This is a genomic window from Streptomyces sp. NPDC031274, from assembly GCF_055570235.1.
Genome location: NZ_JBVIHP010000001.1, coordinates 130,644 through 145,096, shown reverse-complemented (window position 1 = coordinate 145,096; position 14,453 = coordinate 130,644). Strand labels below are relative to the sequence as shown.

The following is a 14,453-nucleotide window of genomic DNA, read 5'->3' as shown; positions in this document are numbered from 1 at the left end:
TTAGTAGAAGCGTGAACGACATCGGGGCACGGGACGCGGCCGCCATCGAAACGGCACAAGAGGCGGCGCAAGAAGCGGCACAAGAGACGGACGCGGTCGTCATCGGCGCCGGGCAGGCTGGCCTGTCCAGCGCCTTCCACCTGCGCAGGGTCGGCTTCGAGCCGGACCGGGACTTCGTCGTCCTCGACCACTCGCCCCGGCCCGGCGGCGCCTGGCAGTTCCGCTGGCCCTCGCTCACGTACGGGAAAGTGCACGGCATGCACCAGCTTCCCGGCATGGAACTGACCGGGGCCGATCCCGCGCGGCCCTCGTCGGAGGTCATCCGGGAGTACTTCGAGGAGTACGAGCGGCGCTTCGATCTGCGGGTGCGCCGGCCCGTCGACGTCCACCAGGTACGCGAGGGCGACGGCGGGCGGCTCCTTGTCGAGACGTCGGCCGGAACCTGGGCGACCCGCACCCTGATCAATGCCACGGGTACGTGGGACCGGCCTTTCTGGCCGCGCTATCCGGGGCAGGACACCTTCCGTGGACGGCAGTTGCACACGGCCGTCTATCCCGGACCCGAGGCATTCAAGGGGCAGCGGGTGATCGTCGTGGGCGGTGGAGCTTCGGGCACCCAGCATCTGATGGAGATCGCTCCGTACGCTGCCGAGACCACCTGGGTCACCCGTCGGCCGCCCGTCTTCCGCGAGGGACCGTTCGACGAGAACTGGGGGCGCGAGGCCGTCGCCATGGTCGAGGAGCGGGTGCGCCAGGGGCTCGCGCCGCGCAGTGTGGTGTCCGTGACCGGGCTGCCCGTCAATCACGCCATCCGGCGGGCGCGGGCCGACGGGGTGCTCGAACGGCTCCCTGTGTTCGACCGCATCACGCCGACCGGCGTTGAGTGGGACGACGGGCGGCGCGTCGATGCCGACGTCATTCTCTGGGCCACCGGATTCCGGGCGGCGATCGAGCACTTGGCACCGCTGCGGCTGCGCGAGCCGGGCGGCGGCATACGGATCGAGGGCACCCGGGCCGCCGCCGACCCCCGCGTCCACCTGGTGGGCTACGGGCCGTCGGCCAGCACGATCGGCGCGAACCGTGCGGGGCGGGCCGCGGTGCGGGACATCCAGCGGCTCCTTGCGGGCGCGCCGGTCACGGTGTGACGCGAGGGTGCGTCCCTGACGGTCGGCTCAGGGCGCCGGGACGTTCTCCAGGCTCCTGTACGGGCGGTAGCGCGGCACGTCCAGCCGGGAGTATGCCGGAGTGACGCCTTCAAGGGTGCCGATCACCGTGCGCAGCTCGTTCGTGCCGCCGTCATCGGCGAATCGACGCCAGGCCTCCATGTCCTGCCACTCCACGTAATTGAGGACGCGTCGACCGTCCTTGCTCGCATGGAAGTGCGCCCCCAGCAGCCCGGCCGGACGGATCCGCTCCAGAATGCCGATGACCGCGTCGCTCAGGGCGCGCTGGCCGTCCGGCCCCTGCGTATCGAAGGTGGGCGTGACGAGCACCCCCGGACGCCGGGACGCGCTCTCCCGCGGGGCGTAGCTGCGGTACAGCGCGTAGCGCACGAGGCCGGGGCGCTCGATGCCCGGGAGTGTCTCATCGATCTTGCCGATGGCAGCGGGCCGCCGGTCTCGTACCCATTCCCGGTGGGCGTCGTCATCCGTCCACTGGGCGTAGTTGAGAACGTGCGAGCCGTCCTCGCTCAGGAACGTGGTGAGCGAGAGCATCGCGTCCGGGCGTTCCTGGCGTTCCCACTCCTCGATCACGAGGTCGGCGGCGCGGCGCTGGACGTCCGGGGCCGGCACGATCCAGGAGCTGACGAGGATCGTGCCGGCGTCCGTGCGCCGGACGTCGGGGAACGGTGCGGATATCGGTGCGAGCATGGTCGGTCCTCCCAGAGTCCACGATGGGGTCAAGGCAGACACTGGCACCTCAAGTGCGCTCGAGGTCAAGGGAAGAACTTCCGGGCCGCTAGCTGTCCCGCTGCTGTTCGTCCCCGCCCTTGCTCTTGTTCTTGTTGAACTCCGCCACGTTCCTCTGCTGCTCCTCGAAGCTCGAAGTGAAGCGGGTGTCCCCCGGCTTCACCGTGACGAAGTACAGCCAGTCGCCCTGCGCCGGGCTGGTCGCCGCGCGCATCGCCTCCTCGCCGGGGTTGCCGATCGGGGTGGGGGGCAGGCCCATGCGCGTATAGGTGTTGTAGGGGTTGTTGATCTTTGTGTCGCGGTCGCGGGTGTTGAGCGTCGAGCGGTTCAGGGCGTAGTTGATCGTCGAGTCCATCTGCAGGGGCATGCCCTGGTCGAGTCTGTTGTAGATGACACGGGCCACCTTGCCCATGTCCGCCTTGGAGCCCGCCTCGGCCTCGATCATGCTGGCGATGGTGACGGTCTGGTAGACGTTCACGGCGTTGCGGTCGGCGCCCGCGGTGACCTGGTTGCCGCCGAACTTCTTGGTGGACGTGTTCACCATGTACGACAGCACGGACGCGGGAGTCGCCTTGTCACCGATGGGATACGTGGCCGGGTAGAGATAGCCCTCGGGGTTCCCGCCCGCGTCACTGGGGAGTTTGAGATCGGCCTTGGGAACGGCCTTCTTCGTGGTGCCGGTCGGCACGCCGAGGGCCTTGTCGACAGCCTCGTACACCTGGCCCGAACGCCAGCCCTCCGGGATGGTCAGCGACTCGGGGCGTCCGCTGTCGTCCGGGAGCAGCAGCGGTACCGCCACGGCGGTGACCGCCGTGACGGCTCCGGTCGCGATCAGGGCGATCCGGCCCCGACGCGTCAGTCGAATCGTGCCCCGGCGCGGAGTCTTGGTCTGCAGCATGCAGGCACATTATCCTGCAAATCCTGACATTCGGTGCATATCGTCATGTCGCGGGCTCCAGCTGGGCGTCTCTCCGCACCAGGGCGGCGTACCGTCCGTCCCTCTCCAGGAGCTCCTCGTGGGTGCCGCGCTCGACGCTCCGGCCCGCGTCGAGGACCACGATCTGGTCGGCGCCGCGGACCGTGGAGAGCCGGTGGGCGATGGTGAGCGTCGTCCGGTCTGCGGACAGGGCGTCGATGGCTTCCTGCACGGCGTGCTCGGTGTGCGTGTCCAGGGCGCTGGTCGCCTCGTCCAGGATGAGCACGGGCGGATCGCGCAGGATCGTACGGGCGATGGCCAGGCGCTGCTTCTCGCCTCCGGAGAAGCGGTGGCCGCGCTCGCCGACCACCGTGTCGTACCCGTCGGGCAGGGACGCGATGTGGTCGTGGATCTGGGCCGCTCCGGCGGCGGCGATCAGCTCCTCGTCCGTGGCGTCGGGCTTGGCGAAGCGCAGATTCTCGGCGACCGACGCGTGGAAGAGATACGTCTCCTGGGAGACGACGCCGACCGCCCGGGCCAGCGTGTCGAAGTCCAGGTCGCGCACGTCGACGCCGTCGATCGTGACGCGGCCGCCCGTGACGTCGTAGAGGCGCGGCACGAGATAGCTGAGGGTCGACTTTCCGGAGCCGGTGGGGCCGACGACGGCCAGGCTGCCTCCGGCGGGGACGGTGATGTCGATGCCGTCGAGGATCGGGCGGCTGAGGCCGTCGCCGCCGTCGTAGCGGAACTCGACGCCCTCGAAGCGGACTTCGCCCTTGACCTTGTCCAGGCGCACCGGGCGCTCCGGCTCGGTGATGTCGATGGGCAGGTCCAGATACTCGAAGATGCGCTGGAAGAGCGCGAGCGAGGTCTGGATCTGTACGCCGGTGGAGAGCAGGCTCACGGTGGGCCTGAACAGGCCCTGCTGGAGCGAGACGAAGGCGACGAGCGTGCCGATCGAGACCGTCGGGCCGCCCAGCTGGAAGGCGAGGCCCGCGGTCCAGTAGATGACGGCGGGCATGGCGGCCATGACGATCGAGATGACGGCCATGCGCCAGCGCCCCGCCATGTTCGAGCGGACCTCCAGGTCGACCAGTTGCTCGGACTCCTCGGCGAAGGACTTGGTGAGCGAGTCCGAGCGGCCCATCGTGCGGCCGAGCAGGATGCCGCTCACGGAGAGCGACTCGGTGACCGTGGCGGCCATCGCGGCCATCTGCTTCTGCCGCTGCGTGGCTATCTTCTTGCGCTCGCGGCCGACCCGGCGGCTGATCCACACGAAGACGGGCAGCAGGAGCAGCGAGACGACCGTCAGGCGCCAGTCGAGGGCGAGCATCGCGACGATCGTCGCGATCACGCTGGTGAGGTTCGAGACCAGGGAGGTGGCGGTGGAGGTGACCGTCGCCTGCATGCCGCCGATGTCGCTGGCGATGCGGGACTGGACCTCACCGGTGCGGGTCCTGGTGAAGAAGGCGAGCGACATGCTCTGCAGGCGGCCGTAGACGGCGGTGCGCAGGTCGTGCATGACGCGCTGCCCGACCGTCGTGCTGATCAGGGTCTGCAGGACGCCGAAGACGCTGGTGACGACAGCACTGAGGATCATGCCGAGGGCGAGCAGGCTCAGCAGGCCCGTCCGTCCCTGCGGGATCGCGGTGTCGAGGATCTCCTTCAGCAGGAAGGGGGTGGCGACCGAGACCAGGGATGCGGCGCCGACGAGCAGGCCGACGATCGCGAGGCGGGCGCGGTAGGGACGGAAGAGGCGCAGGATGCGGCGGATCTGCCGCGGCTGCTCCTCCTGGCCGGGGGCCGGGGGCTGCGGTGTCCACTTGGGTTCGTCGTGACGCATGGGCTCCTACGGGAGGTGAGACGGCAGCCGGCGCGCACGCGGGCCGGCGGGGGCAACCGGCACACGGGCCGGCGAGGACGGTCGGCGGCCGGGTCGACGACGAGCGTCGGGACAGGCCGATGACGATTGAGGGAGCATAGCTCACTGTTACCTATACTCACAATGCACAAGGTCCTGATAATGTTCCCGCATGAACACCCCGGATGCCGACGGACTGCTCGCCGAACAGCTGCTGCGACTGACCCGCAGGCTGCACCGCATCCAGAAGCGCCATCTGGTGCCGACCGGCATCACCCCGGCCCAGTCCCGCCTCCTTCGCACCCTCGTGCACTACGAGGCGCCGCCGCGCATGGCCGACCTCGCCCAGCGCCTCGAAGTGGTCCCGCGCGCCGTGACGAGCCTGGTGGACGGCCTGGAGGCCAGTGATCTCGTGCGCCGCGTCCCCGATCCCACCAACCGCCGGGTGATCCGCATCGAGCTCACGGACGCGGGACGGAAGGCTCTCGGGGAGCTGCGCGGCGCGCGCCTGGCCGCCGCGGAGGACATCCTGGCTCCACTGGACACCGAGCAGCGCGAGCAGCTCGGCGGCCTGCTGAACGCGCTGTTCGATGTGCCGGACGTCCATCGCTGCTGAGGAGAGTTCATGCCGTTGCTGGAGCCCACGCCAGAAGCCCTGCGCCCCGCGTCGCGACCGGAGGGTCCGGCCCACGACCGGGTGCCGGACCGGCAGGCCAAGGGCACGCCCGAGCCGCTGCGCTCGGAGCTGACCGCACTCCTCGGCGCGGACAAGATCCTGACGAAGATCTCGGATCTCGTGCGGTACGCCTCCGACGCGAGCCCCTACCGTTTCGTGCCGCAGGTCGTGGTCGTCGCCCAGGACATCGACGACGTCTCCGCCGTCCTGTCGTACGCGCACGGCAGGAGCCGCGAGGTCGTCTTCCGCGCGGCGGGCACCTCGCTCAACGGCCAGGCCCAGGGCGAGGACATCCTGGTCGACGTGCGCAAGCACTGGGCGGGCGTCGAGGTCATCGGCGACGGCGAGCAGGCGCGCATCGCTCCCGGTACGACGGTTCTGCGGGCCAACGCCACGCTCTCCCGGCACGGGCGCGTCCTCGGCCCCGACCCGGCGAGCGCCATCGCCTGCACGATCGGCGGGGTCGTCGCGAACAACGCCTCCGGGATGACGGCGGGCACCACGCGCAACTCGTACCGCACGGTGGCTTCGCTGACCTTCGTCCTGCCGACGGGCACGGTCGTCGACACGGCCGAGCCGGACGCCGACGAGCAGCTCGCGCATGCCGAGCCCGCCCTGTGCGAGGGACTGTTGGCGATCAAACGGGAGATCGAGGCGGACCCGGAGCTGACGGCCCGCATCCGCGCCAAGTACGAGATCAAGAACACGAACGGCTACCGCCTGGACGCGTTCCTGGACGGTGCGACACCGGTCGAGATCCTGCGCGGCCTGATGGTCGGCTCCGAGGGCACCTTCGGGTTCATCTCGGAGGTCGTCTTCGACACGCTTCCGCTGGACCGGCAGGTCACCACGGCCCTGCTCTTCTTCCCGTCACTTCCCGCGGCGGCCGCGGCCGTCCCACTGTTCAACGAGGCGGGCGCGCTGGCCGTCGAGCTGATGGACGGCAACACCCTGCGCGCGTCGACCAGCGTCGCGGGAGTGCCCGCCGACTGGGGGCGGCTCCCGAAGTCGACGGCCGCGCTCCTGGTGGAGTTCCGCGCACCGGACGAGGCGCGCCAGGAGGCGTACGAAGCGGCGGCGGCCAAGGTCGTCGACGGACTCGAACTCGTCGCTCCGGTCGACTCGGTGACCAACGCCTTCACACGCGACCCGAAGACGATCGGGAGTTACTGGAAGGCCCGTAAGGCGTTCGTGACGGCGGTCGGCGGCTCTCGCCCCTCCGGGACCACACTGATCACGGAGGACTTCGCGGTGCCGCCGTCCCGGCTCGCCGACGCCTGCGAGGCCCTCCTGGAGCTGCAGACGCGGCACGGCTTCGACGCGGCCGTCGCGGGGCATGCGGCGCACGGCAATCTGCACTTCCTGCTCGCTTTCGACGCGGGCCTACCGGCGGACGTGGAGCGCTATGCCGCGTTCATGGACGACTTCTGCCGACTGACCGTCGAGCGCTTCGACGGCTCGCTCAAGGCCGAGCACGCGACGGGACGCAACATCGCCCCGTTCCTGGAGCTCGAATGGGGTCCGAAGGCCACGGAGTTGATGTGGCGCACCAAGCAGGTCATCGACCCGGACGGGGTGCTCGCCCCGCGCATCGTCCTCGACCGCGACCCGAAGGCCCACCTCCGCGGCCTGAAGACGATCCCCAAGGTGGAGCTGATCGCGGACCCCTGCATCGAGTGCGGGTTCTGCGAACCGACCTGTCCCAGCGAGGACTTGACGACGACTCCACGCCAGCGGATCGTGCTGCGCCGCGAGATGATGCGCCAGACGCCCGGCTCCCCGGTCGAGGACGAACTCGTCGAGGCATACGGATACGACGCCGTGGACACCTGCGCCGGCGACTCGACCTGCAAACTGGCCTGCCCGGTGGGCATCGACACGGGCGCCCTGATGAAGGATTTCCGCCGCGCACGGCACTCGCCGCGCGAGGAGAAGGTGGCCGCCTTCACCGCCAAGAACTTCAAGGCGGTCGAGGCCGCCGCAAGGCTCGCGGTAGGCGCCGCCGACCGGATCAACGACCGGCTCCTGACCACGGTGACGCGTACCGCGCGCAAGGCCGTCCGCCCCGATCTGGTCCCCGAGTGGTTGCCGGACATCCCGGGAGCCGCCGCCCGCAAGCTGCCGCGCACCACGCGCGTGGGCGCGAGCGCCGTCTACTACCCGGCGTGCGTCAACCGCATCTTCGAAAGCCCCGGTGACCGCTCGCTGCCGGAGGCCGTGGTCGCCGTCTCCACGCGCGCGGGGCGGCCCGTCTGGATTCCGGACGATGTCTCGGGGACGTGCTGCGCCACGATCTGGCACTCCAAGGGGTACGACGAGGGCAACACGGTGATGGCCAACCGCATCGTCGAAGCGGCCTGGGGCTGGACGGCGGGCGGCAGGCTGCCCCTGGTGGTGGACGCCTCGTCCTGCACGCTCGGCATCGCGCACGAGGTCGTGCCCTATCTCACCGCCGACAACCGGCAGTTGCACCGGGAGCTGACCGTCGTCGACTCCCTCGTCTGGGCCGCGGACGAGTTGCTCCCCCACCTGACCGTGCACCGCACGGTCGGCTCCGCGGTCCTGCACCCCACCTGCTCCATGAGCCACCTCGGCGACGAGGCCCAGTTGCGCGCCGTCGCCGAGGCCTGCGCGGACGAAGTGGTGGTCCCGGACGACGCGGGCTGCTGCGCCTTCGCCGGTGACCGCGGCATGCTGCACAAGGAGCTGACCGAGTCGGCCACCCGTAAGGAGGCGGCGGAGGTCACCGCCCGCGCCTTCGACGCGCACCTCTCGGCGAACCGCATGTGCGAGGTGGGCATGGACCACGCCACAGGCCGCGCCTACTACTCCGCACTCCTGGAGCTGGAGCGCGCGACGCGTCCGTGAGCGACGGCGGCCCAGAAACGAGGTCCCCAAGACCGGACGCGAAATAAATCCAACTCCCTGGCCACTTCGGTCCCTTGCGCCACGCCTCTCCCCCTATCAGGGTTGCATCCGTTCCAGCGCAGGCATCCAAGCCACGGAGGTCCGATGCACGACGAGCACGCGATACCGAACTTTGACGAGTCCGACCAGCCCGCGACCCCTGACGACCTTGCCAACCTTGCCGACCTTCCCGACGGAGCATCCCGCCGCGCCGTACTCCGCACCGCGGGCCTCGCCGGTGCCGGGCTCGGCCTAGGCGCCCTCACCGGCGGCACGGCCCACGCCGAAGCCCCGCAGGGTGCGCCCGCCGCTGCCGCCTCGGCCGCCGAGGCGCCGCCGCGCAAGGGCAAGACCATGGTCGGCGTACCGTTCGAGCGGCGCTCCACGGTGCGTGTCGGCATCGTCGGCCTCGGCAATCGCGGCGGCAGCATGATCGATCTTTTCCTGGCGATCCCGGGGGTGAAGGTCGTCGCGCTCTGCGACCCGGTCAAGGACAAGACCGCGGCCGCCGCGAGGAAGGTCACCGCCGCGGGCCAGCCCGCCCCGGCGACGTACACCAAGGGCGATCACGACTTCGAGAACCTGTGCAAGCGCGGGGACATCGACTTCGTGTACGTGGCGACGCCCTGGGACTGGCACTTCGACATGGCCAAGACGGCGATGCTCAACGGCAAGCACGTCGGCGTGGAGTGTCCCATCTCGCTCCGGCTCGACCAGCTGTGGGAACTGGTCGACCTCTCCGAGCGGACCCGCAGACACTGCATGCAGTTGGAGAACTGCTGTTACGGCAAGAACGAGATGCGTGTCCTGCGCATGGCCCACGCGGGCAAGTTCGGCGATCTGCTGCACGGCGCCGGCGCGTACAACCACGACCTGCGCGGCCTGATGTTCGACCCGGACTACTACGAGGGTCCGTGGCGGCGCCTGTGGCACACGCGGCTGCGCGGCGACCTCTACCCCAACCACGGCTTCGGCCCGGTCTCCAATTACATGGACATCAACCGCGGCGACCGCGTCACGCACATCTCCAGCTTCGGTACGCCCGCCCTCGGCCTGGCCGAGTACCGCAAGGCGCACATGCCCGCGGGCGACCCGAGCTGGAAGGAGACGTACATCGAGAGCGACCGCACGATCAGCCTCGTCCAGACGGCGAAGGGGCGGGTGATCCGCCTCGAACATGACGTTTCCACGCCCCATCCTTACAGCCGCATCAACAGCCTCGGCGGCACCAAGGGCGTCTTCGAGGACTACCCCGAGCGCATCTACATCGAGCCGGACCACACGAACGACGAGTGGGGCGACTTCGGCAAGTACGCCGCGGAGTTCGACCACTGGCTGTGGAAGGAGCACTCCAATCCGCCGGGCGGGCACGGCGGCATGGACTACATCATGATCTTCCGTCTGATGCAGACCATGCAGCTCGGCCTCGTGCCCGACTTCGACGTCTACGACGCCGCGACCTGGACGTCGCCCGTCCCCCTGAGCCATCTGTCGATCAAGGCGAAGGGCGCGCCGCAGGCGATCCCGGACTTCACTCGCGGTCTGTGGAAGAAGGCTCGGCCGGGAGTGGACTCGGAGAAGCCGCAGGCGTGAGGGTCTTGGGCCCGGCGGTGCCTCCTCCAGTGGCGCTGCCGGGCTCCTCGGCGGGGGCAGCCGATTCCGCCGCCTCGGCAGGCTCCGCCTGTTCCGGTACGAAGGTGATCTCTCCGGAGAGGACCTTCTTGGCCCGCGCCGTGTCCAACGCGCCCTCCCAGCGCGAGACCACGAAGACGGCGACACAGTTGCCGAGCAGGTTCGTGGCCACGCGCATGGCGTCCATGATGCGGTCCACGCCGAGCAGCAGGGCGACCGCGCCCGCGGGGATGACCCCGAGCGCGGAGGCGGTCGCGGACAGCGCGAGGAACGCCGAACCGGGCACGCCCGCCATGCCCTTGCTGGTCAGCATCAGGACGAGGACGACCGTGATCTGCTGGCCCAGACTCAGGTCCACTCCCACGGCCTGCGCGATGAACAACGTACCGATGGAGAGGTAGATCGAGGCGCCGTCGAGGTTGAAGGAGTATCCCGTCGGCAGGACGAGGCCCACGGCGTCGTCGCGGCAGCCCGCCTGGCGCAGCTTCTGCATCATCCGCGGCATGACGGCCTCGCTGGAGGCCGTGCCGAGCGCGAGCAGCATCTCCTCGCGCGTGTAACGGACGAACTTCCACAGACTCAGGCCGGTCAGCACCTTCAGGGCGACGCCGAGCAGGACGAGGAAGATCAGGGCCACCGCGTAACAGACACCGATGAGCTTGCCGTACGTCGACAGGGCACCGATGCCGTACTCCCCCACCAGATGCGCGGTCGCACCGAAGACGGCGAGCGGCGCCAGCTTCATGATGAAGCCGACGATCGCGAAGACGATCTCCTGACCCTGCTCGATGGCGGGCAGGATCGCGGGGACCTTCGTGTTGCCGAGATGCAGCAGGGCCGCGCCCACCAGGCAGGACAGGACGAGGACTTGGAGCAGCGAGTTCTCGGCGAAGGCGCCGATGGCGCTGTCGGGGAGCGAGTGCAGGAGGAACTCGCTGGTCGAGGGCAGCTCACCGCCGCCGGTCTTCGCGTCGACGGCGGACGCGTCGAGTTTGGAGGGATCTACGTTCATTCCGGCGCCGGGGCTGACGAGGTTTCCGGCGAGCAGGCCCACGACGAGGGCGACCGTGGTCGCGACCTCGAACCAGATGAGGGCCTTGATCCCGATGCGGCCGAAGGCCTTGAGGTCTCCGGCCTTGGTGATTCCGGCGACGACCACGCAGAAGACGAGCGGGGCGATCATCGCTTTGATGAGACGTACGAAGCCGTCGCCGAGCGGTTGGACGGCGGTGCCCGCATGGGGCCACAGCCGTCCGACGAGGACTCCGATCACCAACGCGCAGGCGACCTGCGCGAACAGTGAGGTTCGCCATGTGCGTGCTACGCGTCGCGGTAGGGACGGTACGGACTGCGGCACGGGCACTCCTGTAGTGAGGCGTCAGTTGACTTCTGCCATGCGGAACATTCTTTCCGCGAGGCGCCACTATGGCGGAGTGGGTGCTTCCGTAAAAGACCTCTAGATCACATCGACGTAAATCTTGGACCATGCTCCAAACCGCCGAAGCGGAGCAAGGGGCTCCGGGGAGGAAGAGGAGGCTCCGGAACACTTCAAGGGGCGGCCGGGGGCACGGAGGTGGTTCCGAAGAAGCCCCTCCGCGCCCCGACCGCCCCTTGAAGGGCGGGACCGGGCCGGACCGTCAGCAGCGCGGCCTGTTCACCGTCAGAGCTCCCTGCTCGGTGGCCAGCGTGCGGTCGTAGCAGCCGCCGTCGCCGTACACGCGGTAGCGCTCACGGGACGTGCCGACGGCGTGCCGGTCCTCGCGGGGGACGTCGGCGGTGTACGTCGCGTCGCCGTCGTAGCGGTCGTCGGTCACCGAACGAGTGCGGCGGCCGTCGTGCGTGATCACGGTTTCCGCGCGGTCGCCGAGGGAGATCTCGGTGCGCAGCCGGTCACCGGCGCCGAGCGTCGTCGTACCGTCCATCGTGTACGTCCGGTCGGTGCGGGTCGCGCGTCCGTCCGTGGTGACCGTCTCGCGGTCCGTCCAGGTGGACTTGAGCGCGTCGGTGGACTCACCTTCGGTCCAGCGGTGGACGGAGGTGTTGGCGAGCGCGCGGCTGACGGTCGTCTCGACTCGGCCGTGGGAGGTGTCGACGTATCCCGAGACGCTGAGCCGGTGGCTGCCCTTGGTGTCGAGACGGTGATCACGCTCGGGCGAACCGGGCGTATAGGCCGCCTTGTTGGCGAGGTCGCCCGCCGTGTGTCCGGTCAGCTTGCCGGAGACGTGCTCGCGCTTCTCATCCTGCCAGACAAGGATGTTGGTCGGCGTGTGCCAGCCTGCCGTCGCCTCCGGCCTGCCCGCGACGGACACCTCCACCCGGTGCTGACGGCCGTCGTTGAGCAGCCCGGCGAAGGGCGTCAGGTCGTACTCGATGGGCTTGATGTCGAAGGCGCGCGGCCCCGGAATCACGTACCACAGGAAGGGGTTGGACCAGCCGCCCGTCCACACGGTCGGGAACGGCGTGGCGATACCGGCGAGTTGGCCGTCGACCGTGACCTGCACCTCGCGATAGGGCCCGTCCTCGGCCTTGCAGGAGTACGGAGCCGCGTCCGGGACCGTCAGATACCAGTACTCCTCGCAGCCGCCGCCGGAGCCTGTCGCGTAGACCTCGGCGACGATGCGCTCGCTGTTGCGCGGGGTGGTGAGGGTGGTGCCGTCGCCCAGCGGCAGGACGCGGTCGGGTGGTGTCTGCTTGCGCTTCGCGCCGCTGTTCTGCGCCGCGTAGAACGTCAGGGTCGCCTTCACGTCGATGACGCCCGTGTACGTCTCGTTGACGACGTTCCCGATGAGCATCTCGACCCGCTGGTCGCGTCCCAGGGTCTCCCGGTAGCGCGTGACGTCCTTCTCCACGGACCAGGTGATGCCGTCGGCGGACGGCTCCGGAGTGGACGTACGGAAGACCTCGACGCCGCCTATGCGGAGGTAGCCGAGCCGGTCGTACTGCCGCCCCTTGACCTTGCCGTCGAGGCGGAGGACCACCTTGCCCCAGTCGCCCGCACCACACTTGCCGGGCGGGCTGTAGGCGCCTTCATAGGGCGTGAAGTCCTTGAACTGCGCGTCAGCGACGGTCACTTCGCACGACTTGGTGTGCGGCTTCGGGACGGGCGGGGCGGCCGTGATCGGGTCGTGCCAGTCGTTGCCGAACTCCGGTGGTGGCGTGTCGGCCGCTGCCGGACCCGCGCTGAAGAGTGTGCTCGCCGCGAGGGTGACCCCGGCGAGCATGGACATGACGCGTCTTCTCATGGGGGATTTCTACGGCGAGTCGACGATCACCGCAATGCGTTCCGAAGAGTTCCGGGGAGGTCTCGCGGAGCCCGAGGAAGTCTTGCGGAGCCCGAGGGAGTCTTGCGGAGCCCGAGGGAGTCGCGGGAGCCAGCTCGAGAGAGTCGCGGGGCCAGCTCGAGAGAGTCGCGGGGCCAGCCCGAGCGGGTCGCGGGGCCAGCCCGAGCGGGTCGCGGGGCCAGCCCGAGCGGGTCGCGAGGGCTAGGCCTTCAGATTCCCCTTGTCGCCCATCACCACGACCGGATGCTGCTTCGGGTCGAGCTTCTTCAGGAGGTACTCCATGCCCGTCTTCGACAGACTCACGCAGCCCGACGTACCGCTGCCGTGGTCCATGTGCAGCCAGATGCTGCCGCCCTTGGACTGGCCCTGGGGGCGGGTCGGGTCGTTGGGCGGGGTGCCCTTGGCGCGGTTGTAGTCGATGGCGATGACGTAGTCGAAGTCGTGCCAGTGCGACTTGGACCAGTAGTGCGGCGCCTGCATCGAGGCGCTCTCGGTGTACGGGAGTCCGGCGCCGGGATCCGCGAGGACACCGCCCGCGTCGGTGAGCGTGTAGACGCCGACCGGGCTGCGCTTGTCATTCTCCCGGTGGTCGGTGGTCCAGCCCTTCTTGCCGTTGTGCGCGGCCCAGCTACGGGTCTTGTCCCATGTCGAACCGGACTTCGTGTACAGGACGACGGTGGACTTCGCCGAGTCCTCGCCCTCCCCGTAGACCGCGACGACCTGCCGTGAGTTCTTGGGAATCTTGTTCTGGAGACGGTCACCCACGTCGGGAATGCTCTTGAGGTCGGTCGTCGCCGACGGCTCGGCCCTGTTCGCCTGGTCCGTGCCCGCGTCACCCTTCGCCCCGTCGTCCGCGCTTCCGCAGGACGTCAGAAGAACACCGCAGGCCGCGAAGGCAGCCACCGCTCGCACCGCACCAGCTATACGCATCCGTCCATGGTCGCACCCGGATCACGTGAGCCGTCCCGGCGCCCGGCCGCGGGCGGAGAAGGGGCCGAATCTTTACTTCCCGACGGAAAATCGTTTGCTTCGCACCACCGTACGAGGCGAACCTTTCACCGCCTGTTACCGCTGGCTGCTTGTTGCCTGTTGCCGCTGCTCGTCATCTGTTTCGCGGTGCCCGTTTGTTTCGCAGTGCCCGTTCACCACCGTCCGTGCGCCACCGCCCGTTCACCACCGTCCGTTCACCACCGTCCGTTCACCACCGTCCGTTCACCACCGTCCGTTCACGCCGGCACGCTCCGCCGAACCGACGGTCCGCCTCTCCGAC

Annotated in this window: 10 protein-coding genes; 4 read left to right on the top strand and 6 right to left on the bottom strand. The window is 69.3% G+C overall.

Annotation, left to right across the window (positions count from 1 at the left end; genetic code table 11):
* The first annotated feature begins 20 nt into the window (after positions 1 to 20).
* On the top strand, positions 21 to 1,145 hold the full coding sequence (locus tag ACZ5CR_RS00705) for an NAD(P)-binding domain-containing protein (RefSeq protein WP_468852963.1): 1,125 nt from the start codon (positions 21 to 23) through the stop codon (positions 1,143 to 1,145).
* 27 nt (positions 1,146 to 1,172) lie between these two features.
* Here the strand turns inward: ACZ5CR_RS00705 and ACZ5CR_RS00700 are convergent, their stop codons facing one another.
* From ACZ5CR_RS00700 to ACZ5CR_RS00690, 3 genes are all read right to left on the bottom strand, one after another.
* Positions 1,173 to 1,871 carry an antibiotic biosynthesis monooxygenase gene (locus ACZ5CR_RS00700; RefSeq protein ID WP_468852189.1) on the bottom strand — a complete coding sequence of 233 codons (699 nt, stop codon included), beginning with the start codon at positions 1,869 to 1,871 and terminating at the stop codon, positions 1,173 to 1,175.
* Positions 1,872 to 1,959: 88 nt separating this feature from the next.
* Positions 1,960 to 2,805, bottom strand: a complete 846-nt coding sequence (gene mltG / locus ACZ5CR_RS00695; RefSeq protein WP_468852961.1) for an endolytic transglycosylase MltG — start codon at positions 2,803 to 2,805, stop codon at positions 1,960 to 1,962.
* Between the two features lie 46 nt (positions 2,806 to 2,851).
* Complete coding sequence (locus ACZ5CR_RS00690; protein WP_468852187.1) at positions 2,852 to 4,669, bottom strand: ABC transporter ATP-binding protein; 1,818 nt, start codon at positions 4,667 to 4,669, stop codon at positions 2,852 to 2,854.
* Positions 4,670 to 4,859: 190 nt separating this feature from the next.
* Between ACZ5CR_RS00690 and ACZ5CR_RS00685 the strand changes: the two genes are divergently transcribed.
* The 3 genes from ACZ5CR_RS00685 (at position 4,860) to ACZ5CR_RS00675 (ending at position 9,863) form a co-directional block, all read left to right on the top strand.
* The gene (locus ACZ5CR_RS00685; RefSeq protein ID WP_468852185.1) at positions 4,860 to 5,303 is read left to right on the top strand and encodes a MarR family winged helix-turn-helix transcriptional regulator; all 444 of its coding nucleotides are present in this window, start codon (positions 4,860 to 4,862) and stop codon (positions 5,301 to 5,303) included.
* A 9-nt stretch (positions 5,304 to 5,312) separates the two neighbouring features.
* Entirely contained in the window at positions 5,313 to 8,231 is a 2,919-nt protein-coding gene (locus tag ACZ5CR_RS00680) for an FAD-binding and (Fe-S)-binding domain-containing protein (RefSeq protein ID WP_468852183.1), read from the top strand.
* A 144-nt stretch (positions 8,232 to 8,375) separates the two neighbouring features.
* A complete protein-coding gene (locus tag ACZ5CR_RS00675; RefSeq protein ID WP_468852181.1) occupies positions 8,376 to 9,863 on the top strand; it encodes a Gfo/Idh/MocA family protein in 1,488 nt (495 codons plus the stop codon).
* Here the strand turns inward: ACZ5CR_RS00675 and ACZ5CR_RS00670 are convergent.
* The 3 genes from ACZ5CR_RS00670 to ACZ5CR_RS00660 form a co-directional block, all read right to left on the bottom strand.
* Positions 9,802 to 11,259: a cation:dicarboxylate symporter family transporter gene (locus tag ACZ5CR_RS00670; RefSeq protein WP_468852180.1), complete on the bottom strand. Its 1,458-nt coding sequence runs from the start codon at positions 11,257 to 11,259 to the stop codon at positions 9,802 to 9,804. The two genes, ACZ5CR_RS00675 and ACZ5CR_RS00670, sit on opposite strands and share 62 nt — an antisense overlap.
* A 280-nt stretch (positions 11,260 to 11,539) precedes the next feature.
* Complete coding sequence (locus ACZ5CR_RS00665) at positions 11,540 to 13,144, bottom strand: peptide-N4-asparagine amidase (protein ID WP_468852177.1); 1,605 nt, start codon at positions 13,142 to 13,144, stop codon at positions 11,540 to 11,542.
* 240 nt (positions 13,145 to 13,384) lie between these two features.
* Complete coding sequence (locus ACZ5CR_RS00660; protein ID WP_468852176.1) at positions 13,385 to 14,113, bottom strand: L,D-transpeptidase family protein; 729 nt, start codon at positions 14,111 to 14,113, stop codon at positions 13,385 to 13,387.
* Positions 14,114 to 14,453: the final 340 nt, after the last annotated feature.